We start from the raw sequence: 20,808 nt of genomic DNA, 5'->3' as shown, positions 1-20,808 counted from the left end.
AACATGACACGTCGCCTGCGCCGGTTGGCTCCTCTCGCTCTCGTCCTCTGGCCGCTCGCCGCCTCGACGCCCGCCGCGGCGCAGGACAGCGCCACCGCGGAAGCCCTCTTCAACCGGGGCCTCGCCGAGATGGAGGCAGGCCGGTACGAGGCGGGCTGCAACGCGATCGCCGAGAGCCACCGGATCGAGCCCAAGCCGGGGGCGCTCTTCACGCTGGCCATCTGCGAGTCGAGGTGGGGCCACGTCGCGACCGCGTTCGCGCACTTCGGGGAGTACCTTGCGCTCCACGAGCAGCTGACGCCGGAGCAGAAGCGCCGGCAAGGAGAGCGGCCCAAGGTCGCCAGGGAGGAGCGCGAGAAGCTGGCCCCGCTCGTGCCGGAGCTCGCGCTCTCCCTCCCGCCGGGAGCCCCCGCGGGGACGGTGGTGAAGCGCGACGGTCGCGCGGTGGACAGCGCCGCGCTCGGCGCGAGCGTGCCGGTGGATCCGGGAGAGCACGTCGTGTCGACGCAGGCGCCGGGAGGGCCTGTCCAGGAGACGCGGATCCACCTCGCTCACGGCGAGAAGAAGCGCGTCGAGCTGCAGGTGAGCGGCGCCGCGGCGCCGCCCGCCGACAGCAGCCCTTCGAGCCGACGGGCGGCCGTGTACGTGGCCGGCGGCGTCGGCGTCGCGGGGCTCGTGCTCGGCGGGGTGACGGGCGCGCTCACGCTCGGCAAGAAGAGCGTCGTCCGCGAGCACTGCGGCAGCGGGATCGGCCTGAGCGACCCGACGGCCTGCGACCCGACGGGCCTGGACGCGGCGGAGAGCGCGAGCACCACCGGGCTCGTGAGCACGATCGGCTTCGGCGTGGGGCTGGCCGGGCTCGGGGCGGCGGCGGTCCTCTACCTGACCGAGCCGACGCAGAGCGACATGACCGCCGGCGCGACGTCAAGGCGGATCCGCGCAGGGGTGCTCGCGGCAAGCCCGGAAGGGGTCGTGCTCGGGGCGAGCGGGTCGTGGTGACGCGGCGGCGCCGCGGACCTCCGCCGCCTTCGCCGCCTCTACCCGCCGGCGCAGAGGCGCGCTAGACCCGCCGCGTGCAGCTCATCCCCGCCATCGATCTCCTCGGAGGCCAGGCCGTGCGCCTCCATCAAGGGCGCTACGATCAGGTCACCGTCTACGACCAGGACCCGGCGGCGCTCGCCGCTCGCCTCCGCCGTGCCTGCGCTCGGCTGCACGTGGTCGACCTGGAAGGGGCCCGCGCCGGCCTGCCCGTCCAGGCCGACGCCGTCCGCGCCGTCATCGCGGCCTTCGGCGTGGAGGGCGGCAGCGTGCAGGTGGGCGGCGGCATCCGCTCCGCCGCCGCGGCCGAGAGCTACCTCGCGCTGGGCGCCGATCGCATCGTGCTCGGGACCGCCGCTGTGAACGATCCCGCGCTCGTGCGCGACCTCGCCGGCCGCTTCCCGGGGCGCGTGGTGGTCGCCGTCGACGCCAAGGACGGGCGCGTGGCCGTGCAGGGCTGGGAGCAGGTCTCCTCCGTCACCGCCCTCGACGTCGCCCGCGCGCTCGCCGGCGCCCCCGTCGCGGCGCTCCTCTACACCGACGTCTCCCGCGACGGCACGCAGGTCGGCCCCAACCTGGAGGCCACCCGCGAGCTCGCCGCCTCGTGCGGCTTCCCCGTCCTGGCCTCCGGCGGAGTCGGATCGCTCGCTCACCTGCGCGCGCTCGCCCAGATCCCCGGCGTCAGCGGCGTCATCGTGGGCCGCGCGCTCTACGAGGGGGCCTTCACGCTCGCCGAGGCGATCGAGGCGGCGAGCGCCTGACGGCGTGTGTGCGTTTTCGTGTACGATCCATCCGACGATGCACGAGCGCGACGACCCACGGCCCTCCACACGCGAAGTCGCGGCGGAGGAGTTCCTGTTCCACCTGCACCGGGGCAGCGAGCTCCTGCAGGACAACCGGGTCCACGCCGCGAAGGCGGAGCTCGAGCGCGCGCTGTCGCTCCAGCCGAGCGATCCCAAGGGGCAAGACCTGCTCGGGATCGTCTACTTCCGGCTGGGGCTCTACCCGCGGGCGATCGCGATCTATGAGCGGCTGATCCAGGCCCACCCGGAGGCGGTCGAGCCGCGCATCAACCTCGCGCTCTCGTACCTCAAGACCGGGCAGCCGGCGCAGGCGCGGTCCGAGCTCGAGAAGGCGCTCGAGCAGAACCCGAAGCACCAGCGCGCATGGGGCTACCTGGGGCTCGCGTTCCAGCGCATGGGCGACTACGAGCGCGCGAGCCACGCGTTCGCGGCGGGCGGCCACGACGCGATGGCGCGCCGCCTGCTCGACATGACGGGCGGCGCCACGGGCCGGTACTCGATGGAGGCGCCCGACACCGAGGATCAGCCGCCGATCGAGGCCAAGGCCGAGGTGCAACGCGCTGCAGGCGAGGCGGTGCAGGCGCTCGATCGCGCGGGCGCGGGCTTCCGGCACGACTCGGATCTGCCGCGCATCCCGTCGGGGACATGGTCGGCCATCGAGCCTGGCCGCGAGATGATGCCGACCATCCCGGCGCCGCCGTCGTTCAAGAGCCTCGGGGCGGACCGCGCGGGAGGCGCGACGAGCGCGCCCGGCGCGAGCAGAGCTCCCGGTCCGAGGGTCGGCGCGGCGCCGACGGTCCCGTCGATGCCCGCCGTGCAGGCGCCCCCCGGAGGGAGCGTGGCCCCGACCGTGCGCCGCAGCACGATGGCGCCCGAGGAGCCCTCCGCGACGGGCCGCTTCGCGATCGCCGTCCCCGGGGCGGCGGACGTGGCGGCGGCGAGCAGGAAGGCGGCGGGGCGGCCGTCGTCGTCCTCGCTGCCGCCTCCCACGGCGGCGCCCGCCGCGCCGCCGCCGGCCGCGACGCCGTCGGCGGCGCAGCCGCTGGAGACGCTCTCGGCGCTCGCGCGCGAGCGGCTGCTCGTCTTCCCGCGCGAGGCCGCGGTCACGCGGCACCCGACCGGCGTCGTGCTCGTGCAGGCAGCGAAGGGCTTCGTCGCCCGGCTCGACGCGCTGCGCACGATGAGCGTGCACTCCGGGACCGCCACGCACGTGCTGAAGCGGCAGGCGCGCGGGCGCATCTTCGACGAGCCGCTCGGCGGGCCGAGCACGCCCTTCGTCGAGATCGGCGGGCGCTGCGAGCTCGTGCTCGGCGCGCCGGAGGGGCGGCGGCTCCACCCGGTGACGCTCGGCGAAGAGCCGATCTACCTGCGCGAGGACGTCCTCGTCGGCTTCGATCTGCCGATCGGCTACGAGAACGGCCGCCTGCCGGCCGGCGAGGGCGAGGCGGTCGCGATGGTGCAGCTCCGCGGCCGCGGCCACATGGTCCTGTCGGTGCCCGAGCGCGCCGCAGCGCTGGAGATCACCCCGTCGCGGCCGACGTCGACGCGCGCGACCGCGGTGCTCGGGTGGATGGGCCGGCTCCTGCCGCGCACGCTTCCCGCCTCCGAGGCGCCCGGAGGGATGCAGGGCTTCGTGACGTTCGGCGGAGAGGGGATGGTCCTCGTCGATGGTCGCTAGCGCGGGCACGTCCCTGCGGGGCATCAAGGCGCAGCGGCGGCGCACGCTCTGGGAAGACGCGCGGAACCTCCCGAACCTGCTCACGTTCGCCCGGATCCTCATGATCCCAGCCGTCCTCTTGCTGCTCTCGAGGGGCGCGCCGCGCGACTGCTTCTGGGCCGCGGGCGTCTACTCGCTCGCGGCGATCACGGACATGCTCGACGGCTACCTGGCGCGGCGGCAGGGCCTCGTGAGCGTGCTCGGCAAGTTCCTCGATCCGCTCGCCGACAAGCTCATCGTCGCCGCCACGCTCGTGTGGCTGGTGCCGATGGGCCGGATCCCGGCGTGGGCGGTGGTGCTGCTCATCTCGCGCGAGATCACGATCACGGCGCTCCGCTCGATCGCCTCGACCGAGGGGCTCGTCATCGCGGCGGGCGACGGCGGGAAGATCAAGACAGCGCTGCAGATGATCGGGATCGTCTGCCTGATCCTCGGTTACCCGTACCACATCCACCTCGGCGTCGACTTCGGAGAGGTCGACGTGGTGCACGTCGGACGGCTGCTCATCTATCTATCGCTCATCTTCTCGATCACGAGCGCCGCGCAGTACATGGGCCTGTTCATCGACGCCATCGACGCGAAGAACCGGCCTACCCCTCCGCAGTAGATGGGCAATAGGCAAGCCCGCGTGGTTCTGCTAGACCAGCGCGCGTGAAAGCCCCGAAGACATCGCGCAACGCCTTGCGCCCCGCGCTCCTCCTGGCCGCGCTCGCCGCGGCGATCGTCGCCTCCGCCGCGAGCTGCAGCCGGCAGCAAGAGGGCGAGCCCTGCGAAATCGCGAACGGCAACGATGACTGCGCCGATGGCCTCGAGTGCATGGGCATCGGTCAGCAGCAGCAACAACATCGTTGCTGCAGACCGGATGTGACCACGCAGGTCTGCGATCCGAACCAGAACCCGACGACGGGCAGCACGAGCAGCACGAGCGGCAGCGGCGGTGGCACCGGCGGCAACGGGACGGCCGGAGGCGGCGGTGCGGGCGAGGGCGGAAGCGGCGGCGGTACGGGTGGCGCCGGCGGTGCGGGTGGCGCCGGCGGTGCGGGTGGCGCCGGTGGCGACACCGGCGGTGCGGGCGGTACCGGCGGCGCGGGCGGCGCGGGCGGACGCTAGCGCAGCGAAAGCGGCCCCGTATCCCACCCACAGAAGCGACACGCGCGAGCGCTCCGAGCCTCGCGCTTGCGTAGAGGGCAGGCGCCACGGCGGCGCGCGTCGATGCGTCGCCCGCCGCGTGGCGCCCGCGGCCTCAGACCCTCAGTCCTTCACTTCAGCCCAGCGCACGACGCGCCCGCGCACGCCGCCTCAGCACGGCAGCTCCCGCGAGCGCGACCCCGGCGAGCGCCGTCCACGGCGCGACGGGCGCGCTCGGCTCGGCGGCGCGGCAAGCGCACCCCACGACCGTCTCCGGCTCGGGATCCTCGATCGGATCGGTCGGGTCCGGCGTCGCGCCGCCCGTGGAGCCAGCGGGCTCCGGCTCGACGGGATCCGTCGGCTCGACAGGCGGCTCCACCCCGAGATCTTCGCTCTCCACCGTCACGGACGAGGACGGGCAGTTCTTGTGACCGATCACCAGGTAGTACGTCTGCGTGGGATCGAACGGCGGCTCGGAGCTCTCGTCGATGACGAGCTCACCGCTCGTCTCCGTGATCCCCTCGACGCTGTAATCGTAGTTCCTGACCTCCGGCAGGAGCTCGCCCAGCCTGAAGCCGACGTGCCGGCCGGTCCTCACATAGATGCTCCACTCGACGTCGTGGCCGCGATCGGGATCGACCTGCACGGTGAAGCGGACGCCCTTCGCGGCCCGATCCGGCGTGCTCTTGAAGTGGAAGAGGCTCTGCAGGCTGAGCTGCGAGCGGTAATCCGCGCACGACGCCCCGGTGCCGAACACCAGCGAGTCGATCCCGAGCATGTTCGTCGTCTGCGACTTGCCCCCGGTCAGATCGAGCACCTCCTCGCAGTCGTCGAGGCCGCGGCTCTCGATCAGCGCGTCGACGGCGCCGGCGTCCGCCTCCGTGAGGTCACCGGCGGTCACCAGCTTGTCGGTCGCCCTCTTCAGCGCCTTGGCGAAATCGCCGAACGAGGCGTTGGGGGTCAGCAGCGTCACCGCGCCCCAGACGAGCCTGTCGCCCACCTTGGCCCCGAATTTCTCGCGCAAGGACCACGCGAGGCTGCCGATCAGCTCGCCGTCCTCGTGCACCTCGCCCACCAGATCGCCGGGGCACGTCTTGGCGTCCTTCGCGAGGTCGCGCGCCATGCCGAAGGGCGCCAGCGTCGCCTCGCCGAGCGTGGAGTCGCCGTTCACGGTGCAGGCGAAATAGTCCGCGATGCCCTCATCGATGCTGCCGGCCCAGGGGGAGAGCCCGTATTCGTTGATCGCGAACTGGCCCCCATTGTAGCCGACCGCGTTGGCGGAGACGTAATGGGTGAACTCGTGGAGGAACACGTCGGAGTCGTCCGAGAAATCGAAGAACGAGCCCTGGCCGATGGCGATGAGGTTCGGCGCGCGGAAGGGCTCGCCCACCCCCTCTCCCGAGAAGAACGCGTTGTCCATCGGCCGGCCCGCCTCCAGCATGTTGGCGACCGCGACGAGCTTCCAGCCAGGCGCCCCCATGTCGATGTGGTGGGTCGACACGAAGTAATCGCGCATCCGGGTGAGGTGGTAATAGATGCCGACCTGCGCGAACTGGTCGTGCGCGTCCTCCGCGCTCGTGGGCGGGTCATAGAGGAAGTCCTCCCCTGCGTTCGGCCCGACGCTCTGCTCCAGGGTGAGCGGGACGCCGGCGGCGAGGTCGCCATCCACGTAATTCACCACCTTGAAGTTGCCGTCCCAGCCGCTCAAGGTCTGGGGATCCGCCGCGTCGAGGCTTGTGAGCTCGAGATCCTGGACCTCGGGCGTGACCGCCGAGCTGATGGGGTAAACGCGCCCTCGCGCGTGCACGGCCAGCGAGCGCCTGTGGACGAGCTTGCCTGTGTGCGCGTCGACGAGGTAGCGCTCCCCGCCGCGATCCGACCGGACATCGACCACCCAGACGAGCTTGCCGCCCGTCTCGGCCTCGGGAAGCACCGCGAGCGCCGCGTTCGGCCGCTCCGAGAGCGTCATCCCGTACGTCGCCTCGACCGCGCGCCGCGCGGCCTCCTCCCCGTGAGTCGGCGTCGTCGCGACCGACACGTCCCGCGCCACGTCGAGCACCACGACCTCGGCGCGGTTCTCCCGAGTGACGTCGATCGCCACGGCGGCGCCGAGCACGGGCAGTCCGGCGTGGACCTGCGCAAACCGGACGGTGCGGTGATCGCCATCGACGAGCTCGCTCTGGTAACGCAGCGAGACGCCCTGGAGGCGGAGCTCTGAAGCGGCGTGCTTCAGGGCCGCCTCCGCCGCGCCCCGCGCGCCCTCCGCGCCGCGGAAGGACAGGTCCGCTGCCGGCGAGCCCTTCCGCAGCGTGTGCCACTCGGACGCGGCGGCGGGCCCCGCAGCGGCCAAGGCTGCGAGTGCGGTCAACGGAAGCAAGAGCGGCAGTCGTCTCATGGGTTCTTCTCTCCGGCTGGATTTCTGCTGGCTTTCTGCAAGCAGCGCTCGCGTGAGGCGCGGCAGGGCCGGACCGACGAGCGCGACCAACGTAACGAGTTGCGTTGGCTCATCAAGGAGAAGCGACGCGGCGTCCTCGCGGAAAATCAAGGAGTTGTGGCCGCGATTGCCTCGTTACGTGACCTCCCTGGTCAACCTGCGTGGTATGTCTCCGGCACCTTCAACGCAGGCTCCCGTGGCTCTCTCTGAAACAAACACCTCCATTGGATTCCCGGCGACGTTCGCCCCGAGCGACATCGTCTCCGCCTGTTCCCCGTGTCCCGCCGGTGCGCCGCTGCCCGGAAGGGTTCGCGTCGGCGGCCGCGTGCTCGCGGTCGCGGAGGGCGCGGTCGTCCTCGGCGACGCGTTCAGCGCGCTGCGCGTCGCGCTCGAGGGCGCGCCCGCGCCGCCGCTCGAGGTCGGCGATCTCGCGATCGTCGAGGGCGCGCCGGCGCCGGCGCCGACCGACTGCGCGCTCACGTCCGCGCGGATCGTCGAGCGGATCGCGCCCCGGAGGCCGCCGCGGGCGCGCGCGGGCGCCGCGGCGCCGCCGTCGAGCGAGACGGAGCGCGCGATCCATCGCGGGCGCGGCGCGGCGCTCGCGCAGCGCGCGGCGGCGCTCGCCGCGGTGCGGGCGCTGTTCGCCGAGCGCGGCTTCCTCGAGGTGGAGACGCCGAGCATGGTCCCCTCCCCCGGGCTCGACCTACACCTCGACGCGTTCGCGGTGCAGGCGGCGCGCCCGACGTTCCTGATCACGAGCCCGGAGTACCAGATGAAGCGGCTGCTCTCGGGAGGCGTCCCGCGCTGCTTCCAGCTCGCGCGTTGCTTCCGGCGCGGGGAGCTCGGCGACAGGCACAACCCGGAGTTCACGATGCTCGAATGGTACCGCGCCTTCGCCGGCGTGGACGAGGTGATGGCCGACACCGAGGCGATCGTGCAGCGCGTCGCGGGCGCGCTCGGCGCGGATGGCACGATCTCGACGTCCGGCAAGCAGGTACGTTTGGAGCGGCCGTTCCCGCGGATCTCGATCGGCGAGGCGTTCGCGCGCTGGGCGGGCGTGCCCGCGGACGACGCGATCGCGCTCGCGTCGAGCGACGAGGAGCGGTTCTTCCGCCTGCTCGTGGACGCGGTGGAGCCGGCGATCGCTGCGCTGCCCCACCCGGTGTTCCTCGTCGATTTCCCCGCGCCGCTCGCGTCGCTCGCGCGGCTCAAGCCGAGCGATCCGCGGGTCTGCGAGAGGTTCGAGCTGTATGTCGCGGGCGTCGAGCTCTGCAATGGCTTCGGCGAGCTGACCGACCCGGTCGAGCAGCGCGCGCGGCTCCTCGCCGATCAGGGGGCGCGGGCCGCCCAGGGCAAGCCGGTCTATCCGATCGACGAGCGCTTCCTCGACGCGCTCGAGGAGGGCATGCCGCCCGCGGCGGGAAACGCGCTCGGGGTCGATCGCCTCGTCGCGCTGTGCCTCGGCGCCGCGTCGATCGGCGACGTCCTCGCGTTCCCCCACGGCTGGCTGTGACCGGCGCGGCGGACCCCGACGGCGACACGCGCCTCTCCCCGGAGGTCCTGTCGCAGCTCGCCCGCAAGTACCTCACGCTCGCCGAGCTCCGGCGCGCGCGGGCGGCCGGGGAGCCGATCCCCGGCAAGGAGGTGTTCCGCGCGCTCGCGGGGGAGTTCCCCGGCGCGCTGAACGAGCTCGACAACCTGCCCTTCGACGAGATCGAGCGGCGCCACGACGCGCTCTCACGGGCCCTCGCCGGGGGCCCGGAGGAGCGCTGGATGGCGTGGATGCACGGCTACCACACGCTGATGCGGGCGGCGCTCTACGTGAAGATCCGCGTGGCACGGCGGGAGGAGCTGTCCGACGTCGCCGCGGCGGCGCTCGCGGAGCGGGCGGCGAGGCACGCCGGCACGCCGATCGACGCCGCGTTCGTGATCGCGGTCAAGGCGCCGCCGGACGGCCGGCTGAACCGCCTCGTCCTCGGTCGGCTCGCGGCGACGTTCGGCGCGTCGATGGCGGAGATCCGGGGGACGATCTTCCCGCGGCGGCGGGTGGAGGGAGGCTGACGCGTGGCGCGCTCGGGCGGGCGCGCGGCGCCGGCTCGCCGGCAGGGCACGCGCCGGTGGTCCGCTGGGCCGTCACGAAGCCGTGGCGCAATGATAGGTGCCCAGACGCCTAGCGCCCCTCGTGACGAGCTCCGGCCATCGGCTAAGCTGCGCGCCCGATGGAACGTCTCTTCTTCCTGCTCTCGGGCGTTTACGGGTTCCTCGCGGTGGCGCTCGGCGCGTTCGGCGCCCACGGGCTCAAGTCGACGCTCGACGCACAGGCGGACGGCGCGCTGCGCCTCTCCTGGTGGCAAACGGGCGCCCAGTACCACCTCGCCCACGCGCTCGCGCTGGCGCTCGCCGCCCACCTCGCCGCGCGCACCGGCGGCGTCGCGGCGACGGTCGCCGGCTTCTGCTTCGCGGGCGGCGTGCTCCTCTTCTCCGGCAGCCTCTATGCGATGACCCTGACCGGCGTCCGCGTCCTCGGCGCGGTCACGCCGTTCGGCGGGCTGCTCCTGCTCGTGGGCTGGGGCGCGGTGGCCGTGGCCGCGCTCGGGATGGGGAAGGGCTGAGGCGCGCGGCAGCGGGCGCCGCCGCGCCTACGTCGTCCTGCGCGCGAAGAGCCGGCCGAACCGCGCGGACGCGCGCTCGCGGAGGGAGGCCACGCGGGATCGGACCCGCCCCCAGCGCTCGCTGCGCGCGAGATCGTCGAGCAGCGAGTACGAGACAGGCGTGACGATCAGGGTGAGCAGCAGGCTCAGGGACTGGCCGCCGATGACCACGACGGCGATCGTCTGGCGCTCCTCGGCCCCGGGCCCCGTGCCCAGCCAGAGCGGGAGCATGCCCGCGACAAGGGCCAGCGTGGTCATCAGGATGGGCCGCAGCCGATCGCGGTTCGCCTGGAGGATCGCCTCCTCGCGCGGCATGCCCTCGCTCCGCAGCTTGTTCATGTGGTCGACCTGGAGGATCGAGTTCTTCTTCACCACGCCGAACAGCACGAGGAAGCCGAGCGCAGAGTACAGGTTCAGGGTGTTCCCGGTCGCCCACAGGCTGAGCAGCGCGAACGGCACCGACAGCGGCAGCGAGAGCAGGATCGTCACCGGGTGCACAAGGCTCTCGAACTGCGACGCCAGGATCATGTACATGAGCACGATCGACAGGAGGAACGCCCAGATGAACTCGCCGAACGTGCGCTCGAGCTCCGCGCCGCGGCCGCGCACGCTGGTCGTGTACGCCGCGGGCATGTCCATCTCCCGGGCGGCGCCGCGCAGCGCCTCCAGCCGGTCGGCCAGCGCATAGCCCGGGGCGACGCCGGCGCGCAGGCTCGACACCCGCTGGCGATCGAGCCTGTCGATGCGCGACGGGCTCCTCGCCTCCTCGATGCGCACAAGGTTGTCGAGGCGCACAAGGTCGCCCCGGAGCAGCGGCGTCCCGGCCGAGGGCGCCGTCGCGCCGCCGGCGCCGCCCGGCGACGGCGCGGCCGACGCGCGCGCCGTCCGGGGCACGTACAGGCGGCGGACGGCCGCTACCCGATCGCGATCCTCCTCGATGAGGCGCAGCTGCACGTCGTAGTTCTCGTTCTCGGCCTCGTCCCGGAAGCGCGAGACCGCCTGATCTCCGCCCACCATCAGCCGCAGCGCGGTCGCGATGTCCTGCGTCCGGACCCCGAGCTGCGCCGCGCGATCGCGCTCGATGAGCACCCGGAGCTCCGGCCGGTCGATCTTCAGCGTCACGTCGGCGTCCACGATGCCGCCGAGGTGCGCGGAGCGCTCGCGGAGCTCGTTCGCATAACGCTCGAGCTGCTCGATGTCGGGACCCTGGATCGCGAAGTCGATCTCGAAGTTCCCGCCGCCGATGTTGAACGACGGCACGTTGCGCACCGAGATCCGGAGATCGGAGTACTTGCGCAGCTTGCGCCGCACCTCCTGCATCACGTCCTTCTGCGAGTAGTTGTCCTTGAAGGCGCGCCATGGATGGGCGGAGAGCGTCTCCCGGAGCAGCCGCGTCAGGGAGAACGTGCGCTCGTCGTGCGGGGCGATCCGCACGAAGGCCTCGCCCGCGCTGACGCCGCCCACGAAGCCGCCGCCCGCGGTGGCGAGCACGCTCCGCACCCCGCGCACCCCGCGGACGTCATCGCTGATCTGCCGCATCACGTCGTCCATCGCGCCGATGCTCGCGCTGAGCGGGGCCGTGACGCGGATCTCGAACTCCGCGTCGTCCGCGCCCGAGGGGATGTACTCCTGCTTCACGAGCCCGTAGAGCGGCACGGCCGACGCCATCACGAACGCCCCCGAGACGGCGACGATCGCCCGGTGCCGCATCGCGAACGCGAGGGCGCGCGTGTACCTGGCCTCGAGCCTCCCGTAGAAGCCCTCTCGCGTCGCCGCCTCGCCCCCGCCGCCGTGCGCGCCCGCCTCGCCCGCCGCGTGCGCGCGGGCGCCCTCCTCGCGGAGCAGGCGCGCGCTCATCATCGGGGTCAGCGTGAAGCTGACGAGCAGGCTCACGAGGATCGCGACCGTGGCCGTGATCCCGAACTGGAACAGGAACCGCCCCGAGATCGACGACATGAACGACACGGGGACGAAGATGACGACGAGCGACAGCGTCGTCGCGAGCACGGCGAGCCCGATCTCCTGCGTCGCGGCCCTGGCCGCCTCGAAGGAGTCCATCTTCTTCTCCTCGACGAAGCGGAAGATGTTCTCGAGGACGACGATGGCGTCGTCGATGACGATGCCCACCATCAGCACGAGCGCCAGCATCGTCACGCTGTTCAGCGTGAAGTCGAGCAGCCACATCATGCCGAACGTCGCGACGACCGACGTCGGGATGGCGACGCCCGCGATGATCGTGGACCGCCACGACCGCATGAAGAGCAGGACGACCGCGCACGCGAGGAGGCTGCCGAGGACGAGGTGCACGTTGATCTCGTGCAGCGCCGTGTAGATGTAGCCCGACTGGTCGCGGATCACCTCTAGTCGCACGTCCCCGGGCATCTGCTCGGAGAGCTTCGCCAGGTTGGCCTTCACGGCCTCGATCACCGCGACGGTGTTGGCGCCCGACTGCCGCACGACGTCGAGGACGACGGTGGGCTTGCCGTCGAGGCGAGCCAGCGAGCGCTGCTCGTAGGTGCCGTCCTCGGCGCGGCCGATGTCGCGCACCCGGACGGGGCGCCCGTCGACCGTGGCGACGACCAGATCGTTGAACGCGCCCGCGTCCTCGATGCGGCCCATCGTGCGCAGCGTCCGCTCCTCCTCCTTCCCCGTGACGTTCCCCGCGGGGATGTTCGCGTTCTGCTGCACGATCGCGTCGCGGACGGCGGTGATCGGGAGGCCGTACGCGGCGAGGCGATCGGCGTTCAGCCAGATCTTGATGGCGCGCTCCTGCCCCCCCACGACGCGCACCTCGCCGACGCCCGACGCGCGCTCGAGCTGCACCCGCACGAGCTTGTCGGCCAGCTCGGTGAGCTCCCGGATCGATCGATCGGCCGAGAGGGCGATCGACATCACCGGGGTCGAGTCGTTGTCCTGCTTCGCGATGACGGGCGGCTCGGTGCCCACGGGGAGGCGGCGCAGCGCCGCCTGCACGCGATCGCGGACGTCCTGAGCCGCCGAGTCGATGTCCCGGTTGAGGTTGAACGTGGCGACGACGACCGATGTGCCGCTCGTCGAGACCGAGCGGAGCTCGGTGATCCCCTCGACGGTGTTGACCGCCTCCTCGATCTCCTCGGAGATCTCCGACTCGACGTCCTCGGGCGCGCCGCCGGGGAGCGTGGTGCGGACCGAGACCGTCGGCAGGTCGACGGCGGGGAAGCGATCCACGCCCAGCTTGAAGTACGCCACGGCGCCGACCACCACGAGGGCGAGCGTGAGCATGGCGGCGAACACGGGCCGCTGGATGCAGATCCTGGCGAGCGCTTGCACCCTAGCCCCCTTCCACCACGCGCACCGGCTGCCCTTGCTGGAGCGACCCGGGCCGGGCGACGACAGACTCCCCCACCGCGACGCCGGACACGATCTCGACCCGATCTCCCGACGTCCTTCCCGTGGTGACCTGCTTCTCCTTCGCCTTGCCCTCCTCGACCGTGATGACCTTCGCGAGGCCGGCGAACCGGACGACGGCGGTCGCCGGCACGGTCGGCACCGGCCTCGAGCTCACGACGATCTGCGCGCTGACGAGGCTGCCGGGCCGCAGGTGGCCGGGGTTCTTGATGTCGCTCTCCACGAGCAGGGTGCGGCTCTGCGGGTCGAGCGCGGGCGCGAGGCGCGCGACCGTCCCCGGATAGGTGGCGCCGTCTCCCTGGAGGGTCACGCGCACGGGCTGGCCGGCGCGCACGCCCGCCGCCTCGAGCTCGGGGATGGCCACGCGCAGCCGCAGCGGGTCGATCCGGACGACATCCACGATCGGCGCCCCCGCGGCGAGGTACTGGCCGACGTTCGCTCGCCGCACCTGGACGACTCCATCGAGCGGCGAGCGCACCATCGTGTCGGTGAGCTGCTGCCGCGCCATGCGCAGCTCGGAGCGCCGCTGGCGGACCGCGGCCTCGCGGATGCGCACCTCCTCCCGCGCCGACTGCACGGCGGTCTCCGCGCGGACCGCCGCCGCCTCGGCCGCGTCGAGGTCCATGCCCGACATCAACCCTTCCCTGGCGAGCCCCCGCGCCCGCACCTGGTTGGCCTGCGCTTCCTTGAACGTCGCGAGGGCCTGCCTCACGATCGCCGTGCCCTCGATATCGAGCTCGCTGTCAGGCCCGTCCGGGGGCAAGCCGAGCTGGGCGCGGCTCTGCGCCAGCGCGGCCGTGGCCTGCTCGATGCGCAGCTCGTAGTCCCGCGCCTCCAGCTGAGCGATGACCTGATCTCGCTGGACCGGGCTCGCCAGGTCGACCGAGATCGAGGCGAGGCGTCCGGCCACCTTGGCCCCGAGCGTCACCTGCTCGTCGGCGTCGAGGGTCCCCGAGATGTCGACGGCCTGTTCCATGACGAGCTCCGTCACGGGGGCGAGCGTCACCTCCTTGACGCTGGCCGCGGGCTTCTCCGCCTTCGCGCCGCCGGGCTGAGATGCTCCCTGGTTGCATGCGAGGCACTGCAGAGCGGCCGCGAACGCGACCGGCAATGTCCAGAGCACCCTTGGCGGGCCGGAGGCGCGGTGACGGGAGTTGGCAGGCTGGCGAAGCTCGGGAAGGACAGTCCACATGGCGGCGGCCTCAGATGACCAGGAACGCCCCCCCGAGCGCGTGTTCGCCGCACGATATTGACGCATCAGGGTTGGAGCGCAACGTGCGCGTGGGCACGCCGCAGCGGTGTCCGCTTCACGAAAGCGGCTTGGATCGGGCTCTCGACGTGTCGGATCGCCCTGCGGTCCTATCGGATTGGGCCCCACCCGTGTCCGATCGCGTTCCCGGCGTGTCCGATCGCGCTCTTGCCATGTCGGATCGGGCTCCCTGCATGTCCGATCGCGCTGCCGACGCGTCGGATTGCGCTGCCGTCAGGTCGATTCAGGCTCAGGCGCTGCCGGTGTCGGGCTCGATCCAGTCGTCTCGGGCTCATCCTGCTTCACTGCGCGCCGACGCGCGCGGGCACGCGCGCTCGATGTGCGGAAGAGCGCGAGCACCTTGCGCTCGTCGCGGTAGACATAGCGGCCTGCGGCGCGGATGTCGTCCATGGCCTCGCGCAGCCACCAGAAGGCGCGATTCCGGAGTGCCATCGCGGCGTTGCCCTGGGGGTCGACGGCGCGCTCCGCCGCGCCGCTGCTGAGCGCCGCGGCGAGCTCACGGGCGCGCTCCGGGGCGCGCTTCGGAAGATCGGCCCTGGCCAGCGCGTCGCGGTGCTGCTCGAGCAGCTCGGCGAGCTGGCTCAGATCGCTCACCAGGTCGGCGACGCCGGTGCCAAGGACGATCCCGTCGACGCGCCGCTCCACCTCCTCGTCCGCCGCGAGGAAGTAGCGGAGCGCCGCGATGGCGTCGCGCTTGAGGGCCTCCGCGTCCTTGCGCTGCGCGCGCAGGTCGGAGGAGAGCGGGAGCGTGCGGACCTCGGTCCAGGCGGACTCGGCCGCGGCGAGCAGGTCGCGCCGGGCAGAGATCGAGGTGCCGACCTCCTTCGAGAGCCTGCTCTTCTTGTAGATCTCCTTGCCGAGCTTGCTCAAGGCGACCTCGAGCTCCCGCGCCTCCTGCAACGTATCGGAGACGGGGTGGTCGATCGGCGCCTCATAGGCGGGATCGAGATCGAGCAGCTCCTGCCGCTGGGCGGCCGTGAGCGTCGATTTCTTCTTGCCGCCCCGCTGCGGCTCAGCGGAGGGCTTCTCGCCCTGCGTGCCCGCGTCCGAGGCGGCCTCGGTTCGTGCCTTCTTCTTCTTTTCGCTGGCCATCGGCGTGAGAGTACGGCAGCTCGCGCCATGCGGTCGAGCGTCAAGGACGCCTGCTGCGCGCCTCGATGCCCACCGCTGAGGGACACGAGCTCGGTTCGTTCATCGCAGAAGCCCGCCGTGCTCCGGCCTGGCGCACGTCGGCTGCCTGCGCGGCGCGCGTGTGACGGAGACATTACACGTCTGTCTCGCGACGCTTGCCCTGCCGGCGCATCTCCCGCGTGATGACCAGCGGAGAGTGGGTCGCCGCGATGAGCCGATGGCGTAGTTACGCCGGCCAGGGATCCGCGGAGAGAGAGTTCAACGCAAAGACGCAAAGACGCAAACCAAGGAACAATCACCGTGCGTTTTTGCGCCTTTGCGCTCTTGGCACCTTTGCGTTGAACTCTCTCTCCGCTCGCGAGGCAGATCCCTGGCAGGGCCCGCCGAGAAGCGCCGACATGCGCTCCGCGTCAGCCACCCTCCCTTTCAATCGATCGCCCAGCCCCGAACCAGACCATTGCAGACGAACGCGCGCTCCCCGTCTGCGTCAATCTCGAGTCCATTCCAGGCTTCCTTGACCGAGACGAAGAGGCCGCCCTCACATCGCTGCTCCCGGGGCAACGGCCATCGCCCGTCCCAGCCCGCCCGGCGCGGCCGCGGCCACGGGCAGGAGCGGCACGCCGTCGCGGTAGATGACCACGTTCCCGAGCGCGGCCGGCACCCGCGGCCCCGGCGTGACGATGCCGACCAGGTTCAGCGGGTCGCACGCCGAGAGCTGCACGATCTCGCCGGACAGGGGCTCTCGCCGGACGGCGCGGAGCGCGTCGAGCGCCTCGGGCAGCGCGAAATGCTCGCCCACGAAGCCGGCGACGAGGTGCCCGCCCCGGAGCTGGCCCGCCATCTCGAGCCGCCGGTAGACCCGGAGGAGGTCGCGCCACGCGGGCGGCCGCGGCTCGCGCGCGAGCAGCTCGCGACAGACCACGCCGTAGCGGCGGAGGTACTGGTGCGCGAGCGCCTCGACGGCGTCGGGGCCCTCGGCCCCCTCGCCGGCGTCGCCGGCAGCGGGCGCGAACGGGTCCGGGCGCGATCGAAGGAGCGACCACCTGCCCGACGCGACGGGGCCGCCCCGGCGCGCCCCGCCGCGCAGGCGGCCCGCGCCCAGCGCGACGGGCGCGCCGCCGCCGCCGCCGAGCAGCGAGCGCAGCGCCGCGAAGCCGTCGCCGGTCACGAGCCCCGCGGCGACGAGCTCCCAGAGCGCCTCCTCGACCTCGTCCCGGGAGCGGCCCACGCCGCCCACGAGGTCGTCGAAGAACGACGCGCCCGCGCGCGTCAGGAACGACAGCACGCCCTGCGCCGCCTCGGAGAGCGACGCCGGCGGCGGCGCGCCCTCGGCCTCCCGCGGCGCGAGGAGCCACGGGAGATCGCGGCGCAGCGCGAGCGTGATCGGCGCCGCGCGCGTGGGCGCCGCCGCGTCGCGCGGGACCACGCGGCCCCACGCCACCTCGCCGGACAGGCAGAGCGCGTCGAGCAGGCCCTCGTCGTAGCCGGCCACGCGCGCGGGCAGCACCGCCTGCTCCCACGCGCCGGCGGCGAGCTCGAAGCCCTGCAGCTGCTCGATCACCCGCCCGAGGCCCCCCGGCCCGCGCGCCTGCGTGCCCGGCCGCACGCCCTGCCACGCAAAGAGGAACCGGAGGAGCTCCGCCGCGGTCGCGGGCTCGATCGCCTTGCGCAGGCCGGTGACGGTGCGGCGGTGGATGCGGGCGAGGAGATGGCGGTCGCACCACTCGATCGACGGATCGCTCGGGCCCGCGGCGGCCTGCGCCGGCCGCGACGGCGCGCTCGGCAGGAAGCGCCCGCGCAGCGCGCCGCCGGCGAGCTCGATCCGCGCGAGCGCGGACAGCGCCTCGTACGCGGGCACGTCGAGCCGCGACGCGAGATCCTCGGTCGAGATCGGCCCCGCGGCGCTCAGGAAGCCGCGGACGAGCGCCGTGATCGCGGCGCCGCGATCGACCGCCCCGGCGGCCCCGCGCACCGCGGGCGGCACCGCGACGTCGGGCGCAAACACCGCCTCCGGCCAGATCACCTCGACAAGCGGCCGCCGCTCGGTCGCCACCCAGCGCGGCGCGCGCGGCGCGCGCGGCACGCCGGCGCCCGCGCCCGGGGCGGCGCCCACCTCGGCCGCGCGCCCCGCGGCGCAGAGCGCCTCGAAGTGCCTCGCGAGGCCGCTCCGGATCCCCTCCTCCGCGGGGAGCGCGACCCGGTCGAGCAGGAGCTCGTGCAGCTCGTCCGCGTCGCGCACGTCCGGCCGCGCCTCGGCGACCACCTCGGCGACGACCGCCGGATCGAGCCCGCCCAGCCGCTCGGCGACCTCCGCCGGGAGCCCGCGCCGCACGCGGACCGCCCTCGCGCGGCGCTCCTCCAGCGGCGCGTCGTCGAGGAACGCGTAGGGGTTCGCGTTCAGGATCTCGTGCGAGAAGACGCTCGGCTCCGGCGTGTCGAGCGCGACGACCCGGATCGCCCCGCTGCGCAGGCCGACGAGCAGCGCGCGCAGCCCCTCGACATCCATCAGCTCGGTCAGGCAGTCGCGCAGCGCCTCGCGGACGAGCGGGTGATCCGGTGGCTCGACGTGCGCGAAGAGCCCGTGGTTGTCCTGGCAGCCCTGCTGCTCGGGGAAGATCGAGAGCAGGAGGTCGTCGGCGCGCATGCGCTGGAGCGCCGGCGGCACCCGCCGGCCCCCGCGGAACCGGAGCAGCGCGAGCGCGCGGGACGCGGCCCAGCGGAAGCGCGTGCGGAACATCGGGCCCTGGAGAGCCGCCTGGACGAGCACCTCCTCGAGGCCCTCGGGGCGGACGAGATCGAGCACCTCGTCGATCGGGATCCCGTGCTCCGCCGACAGCGAGAGCAGCACGCCGTCGTCGGTCGCCGCCGCCTGGAGCTCGAAGTCGAACGACCGGCAGAAGCGCTTGCGCAGCGCGAGCCCGAGCGCGCGGTTCACGCGGCCGCCGAGCGGCGTGTGGACGACGATCTGCTGCCCCCCGGCCTCGTCGAAGAAGCGCTCGACCACGACGGTCGCGCCGCCCGGGACCGCGCCCAGCGCCGCGCGCCCCGCCTCGATGTAGTCGCGCACGAGCAGCGCGCCGCGCGCGTCGAGCGCGCACGCCTCCATGAGCCAGCGCGCCGCCCGGGACCGCGCCGCCCGCGCCTCCTCGCCGCCCTGGCCCCGCTCGGCCGCCGGCCGCGCCCCATCGGCCCGCTCCTCGTCGAGGCGCGCCGCGACCTCGGCGCGGAGCGCTGCGACCTCGGCGGAGAGCTCCGGCGTGCGCGCCGGCGCCTCCCCCAGCCAGAACGGCACCGTGGGCGCGGCGCCGTGGGCGTCCTCGACCCACATCTGCCCGCCCTCCAGCCGGATCACCCGCCAGGAGGTGTTGCCCAGCAGGAAGACGTCGCCGCCGGACGACTCGATCGCGAAATCCTCGTCGAGCGTGCCGACCTTGGTGCCGTCGGGCTGGAGCACCACGTCGACGGCCGCGATGTCGGGGATCGCCCCGCCCGAGGTGAGCGCCGCGAGCCGCGCGCCGCGCCGCCCGCGCAGCCGGCCGCCGATCGCGTCGCGGTAGACGAGCGACCCGGCCCGCTGCCGCGCGCCGCGGGCCGCGGACGCGCCGTCGTCCGCCGCGGCGGCGCCGCCCGAGACCATGGCCACCACCGCGTCGAAGTCGCGGCGCGACAGCCCTTCGTAAGGCGCGGCCCGGCGGACGAGCGCGTAGAGGCCCTCCTCGTCGCGCTCCTCGCACGCGCACGCGGCGATGATCTGCTGCGCGAGCACGTCGAGCGGCCCCTCGCGCGACGCCATCCGATCGAGCTCGCCACGGCGCGCGGCGCGCACGATCGCCGCGCACTCGACGAGCTGGTCGCGCGTCAGCGGGAAGAGCCGCCCGCGCGGCGTCGCGGCGAGGGCGTGGCCCGAGCGGCCGATGCGCTGGAGGGCGACGTTGATCGACCGCGGCGAGCCGACGAGGCAGGCGAGGTCGACCGCGCCGACGTCGATGCCGAGCTCGAGCGACGCTGTCGCGACGACGACGCGGAGCTCCCCGGCCTTGAGGCGCCGCTCCGCCGAGAGCCGCCGGGCCCGCGAGAGGCTGCCGTGGTGGGCGGCCACGACGTCCTCGCCGAGCCGCGCGCCGAGCGCGTGCGCGACCCGCTCGACGAGGCGGCGCGTGTTGACGAACACCAGCGTCGACCGCGCCCCCTCCGCGAGCGCCGCGATGCGGTCGTAGATCTCGGTCCACTGCTCGTGCGTACAGACCGCGCCGAGCTCGTCGCGGGGCACCTCGATGGCGAGATCGAGGTCCCGCCGCTGCCCGACGTCGACGATCTGGGGCAGCTCGCGCGCGCCGGCGACGAGCCGGGCGGCGATCTCGATGGGGCGGACGGTGGCGCTGAGGCCCACGCGCTGCGGGCGGGCGCCGCCCTGGCCGACCACGAGGTCCTCGAGCCGCTCGAGCGAGAGCGCGAGGTGGGCGCCGCGCTTGTCGCCGGCGATCGCGTGGACCTCGTCGAGGATCACGGTGCGCACCCCGGAGAGCGCGCGCCGCCCCGACGCGCTGGTCAGCAGGATGAACGCGGACTCCGGTGTGGTGACGAGCACGTGCGGCGGCCGGGCCGCCATGGCGCGCCGCTCCTGCGCGGGGCTGTCGCCGGTCCGCACGACGGCCCGGATGCCCGGCGCGGGCAGGCCCGCCGCCTCCATGGCCGCAGAGATCTCGGCGATCGGCTGCTCGAGGTTGCGGTGGACGTCGTGCGAGAGCGCCTTCAGCGGAGAGATGTAAAGGACGTCCGTGCGGTCCTCGAGGGCGCCTCGCGCCGCGTCGCGGACGAGCCGGTCGAGGCAGAAGAGGAAGGCCGCGAGCGTCTTGCCGGCGCCGGTCGGCGCGCTGATCAGCGCGTCGCGACCGGCCGCGATGACCGGCCAGGCGCGCTCCTGGGCGGGGGCGGGGGCGCCGAAGCGGTCACGGAACCACCGGTCGACGACGGGGTGAAACATCCCGTCGAGGGTAGCCCGCCGGGGGGAGAGGCGGAAGCGAGAGGGGCCGGCGGTGGGCGTGGGGGAGCGGCGCTGGGCGAAAGCCCGCGGCGGCCTGGACGAGCGCTCGACGAAAGAAATCGACAGATGCCTGTCGGGTTCTTCTCTGACCTTCCGGATGAAGGGGTGAAGCGCGCGGAGGGCGGGGTGAGACGCGTGGCGGCGAACTCTCGTTGTTCGGTGCCCCCTCTCGCCAGCTACCTCGGCACGACGTCCGCCATCCGGA

Annotated in this window: 13 protein-coding genes; 8 read left to right on the top strand and 5 right to left on the bottom strand. The window is 73.4% G+C overall.

The genetic code is table 11. The features are described 5' to 3' along the window. Nucleotides 1–3: 3 nt before the first annotated feature. The 5 genes from POL72_RS24750 (at nt 4) to POL72_RS24730 (ending at nt 4,668) form a co-directional block, all read left to right on the top strand. Nucleotides 4–999, top strand: a complete 996-nt coding sequence (locus POL72_RS24750; RefSeq protein ID WP_272098024.1) for a tetratricopeptide repeat protein — start codon at nt 4–6, stop codon at nt 997–999. Nucleotides 1,000–1,073: 74 nt separating this feature from the next. Further along, nucleotides 1,074–1,799, top strand: coding sequence for a 1-(5-phosphoribosyl)-5-[(5-phosphoribosylamino)methylideneamino]imidazole-4-carboxamide isomerase (hisA, locus tag POL72_RS24745; RefSeq protein WP_272098023.1), 726 nt, complete (start codon nt 1,074–1,076; stop codon nt 1,797–1,799). Nucleotides 1,800–1,836: 37 nt separating this feature from the next. Then, complete coding sequence (locus tag POL72_RS24740; RefSeq protein ID WP_272098022.1) at nt 1,837–3,519, top strand: tetratricopeptide repeat protein; 1,683 nt, start codon at nt 1,837–1,839, stop codon at nt 3,517–3,519. Then, nucleotides 3,509–4,165 carry a CDP-diacylglycerol--glycerol-3-phosphate 3-phosphatidyltransferase gene (gene pgsA, locus POL72_RS24735; protein ID WP_272098021.1) on the top strand — a complete coding sequence of 219 codons (657 nt, stop codon included), beginning with the start codon at nt 3,509–3,511 and terminating at the stop codon, nt 4,163–4,165. The genes POL72_RS24740 and pgsA overlap by 11 nt, the downstream gene beginning before the upstream one ends. A 44-nt stretch (nt 4,166–4,209) precedes the next feature. Then, a complete protein-coding gene (locus POL72_RS24730; RefSeq protein ID WP_272098020.1) occupies nt 4,210–4,668 on the top strand; it encodes a hypothetical protein in 459 nt (152 codons plus the stop codon). A gap of 154 nt (nt 4,669–4,822) precedes the next feature. Here POL72_RS24730 and POL72_RS24725 read toward each other — a convergent pair whose 3' ends face one another. Further along, complete coding sequence (locus POL72_RS24725) at nt 4,823–7,081, bottom strand: MYXO-CTERM sorting domain-containing protein (RefSeq protein ID WP_272098019.1); 2,259 nt, start codon at nt 7,079–7,081, stop codon at nt 4,823–4,825. A 364-nt stretch (nt 7,082–7,445) separates the two neighbouring features. Here POL72_RS24725 and epmA point away from each other — a divergent pair, with 364 nt between their 5' ends. The 3 genes from epmA (at nt 7,446) to POL72_RS24710 (ending at nt 9,732) form a co-directional block, all read left to right on the top strand. Then, nucleotides 7,446–8,633: an EF-P lysine aminoacylase EpmA gene (gene epmA, locus POL72_RS24720; RefSeq protein WP_272098018.1), complete on the top strand. Its 1,188-nt coding sequence runs from the start codon at nt 7,446–7,448 to the stop codon at nt 8,631–8,633. Beyond that, a complete protein-coding gene (locus POL72_RS24715; protein ID WP_272098017.1) occupies nt 8,630–9,181 on the top strand; it encodes a hypothetical protein in 552 nt (183 codons plus the stop codon). Before epmA ends, POL72_RS24715 begins: the two co-directional genes overlap by 4 nt. A 158-nt stretch (nt 9,182–9,339) precedes the next feature. Next, nucleotides 9,340–9,732, top strand: coding sequence for a DUF423 domain-containing protein (locus tag POL72_RS24710; RefSeq protein ID WP_272098016.1), 393 nt, complete (start codon nt 9,340–9,342; stop codon nt 9,730–9,732). A 27-nt stretch (nt 9,733–9,759) separates the two neighbouring features. On the opposite strand, the gene POL72_RS24705 is transcribed toward POL72_RS24710, so the two are convergent. The 4 genes from POL72_RS24705 to POL72_RS24690 all read right to left on the bottom strand — a co-directional run bounded on the left by POL72_RS24705 (nt 9,760) and on the right by POL72_RS24690 (nt 20,543). Next, the gene (locus tag POL72_RS24705; RefSeq protein ID WP_272098015.1) at nt 9,760–13,080 is read right to left on the bottom strand and encodes an efflux RND transporter permease subunit; all 3,321 of its coding nucleotides are present in this window, start codon (nt 13,078–13,080) and stop codon (nt 9,760–9,762) included. Between the two features lies 1 nt (nt 13,081). Next, nucleotides 13,082–14,350: an efflux RND transporter periplasmic adaptor subunit gene (locus POL72_RS24700; RefSeq protein WP_272098014.1), complete on the bottom strand. Its 1,269-nt coding sequence runs from the start codon at nt 14,348–14,350 to the stop codon at nt 13,082–13,084. Between the two features lie 291 nt (nt 14,351–14,641). Beyond that, entirely contained in the window at nt 14,642–15,520 is an 879-nt protein-coding gene (locus tag POL72_RS24695) for a hypothetical protein (protein ID WP_272098013.1), read from the bottom strand. A gap of 577 nt (nt 15,521–16,097) precedes the next feature. After that, the gene (locus POL72_RS24690; RefSeq protein ID WP_272098012.1) at nt 16,098–20,543 is read right to left on the bottom strand and encodes a DEAD/DEAH box helicase; all 4,446 of its coding nucleotides are present in this window, start codon (nt 20,541–20,543) and stop codon (nt 16,098–16,100) included. Between the last annotated feature and the right edge of the window lie 265 nt (nt 20,544–20,808).

The organism is Sorangium aterium, from assembly GCF_028368935.1.
In the GTDB taxonomy this organism is placed as follows: Bacteria; Myxococcota_A; Polyangia; order Polyangiales; family Polyangiaceae; genus Sorangium; species Sorangium atrum.
The sequence above is the reverse complement of the archived record's forward strand: the minus strand, read 5'-3'. Positions and strand labels throughout refer to the sequence as shown.

Excerpts from the sequence above, each read along its gene's own strand:
- POL72_RS24725 (WP_272098019.1), bottom strand. The coding sequence starts at position 7,081 with ATGAGACGACTGCCGCTCTTGCTTCCGTTGACCGCACTCGCAGCCTTG.
- POL72_RS24750 (WP_272098024.1), top strand. The coding sequence starts at position 4 with ATGACACGTCGCCTGCGCCGGTTGGCTCCTCTCGCTCTCGTCCTCTGG.
- POL72_RS24740 (WP_272098022.1), top strand. The coding sequence starts at position 1,837 with ATGCACGAGCGCGACGACCCACGGCCCTCCACACGCGAAGTCGCGGCG.
- POL72_RS24695 (WP_272098013.1), bottom strand. The coding sequence starts at position 15,520 with ATGGCCAGCGAAAAGAAGAAGAAGGCACGAACCGAGGCCGCCTCGGAC.
- POL72_RS24690 (WP_272098012.1), bottom strand. The coding sequence starts at position 20,543 with ATGTTTCACCCCGTCGTCGACCGGTGGTTCCGTGACCGCTTCGGCGCC.
- pgsA (WP_272098021.1), top strand. The coding sequence starts at position 3,509 with ATGGTCGCTAGCGCGGGCACGTCCCTGCGGGGCATCAAGGCGCAGCGG.
- POL72_RS24710 (WP_272098016.1), top strand. The coding sequence starts at position 9,340 with ATGGAACGTCTCTTCTTCCTGCTCTCGGGCGTTTACGGGTTCCTCGCG.
- POL72_RS24700 (WP_272098014.1), bottom strand. The coding sequence starts at position 14,350 with ATGTGGACTGTCCTTCCCGAGCTTCGCCAGCCTGCCAACTCCCGTCAC.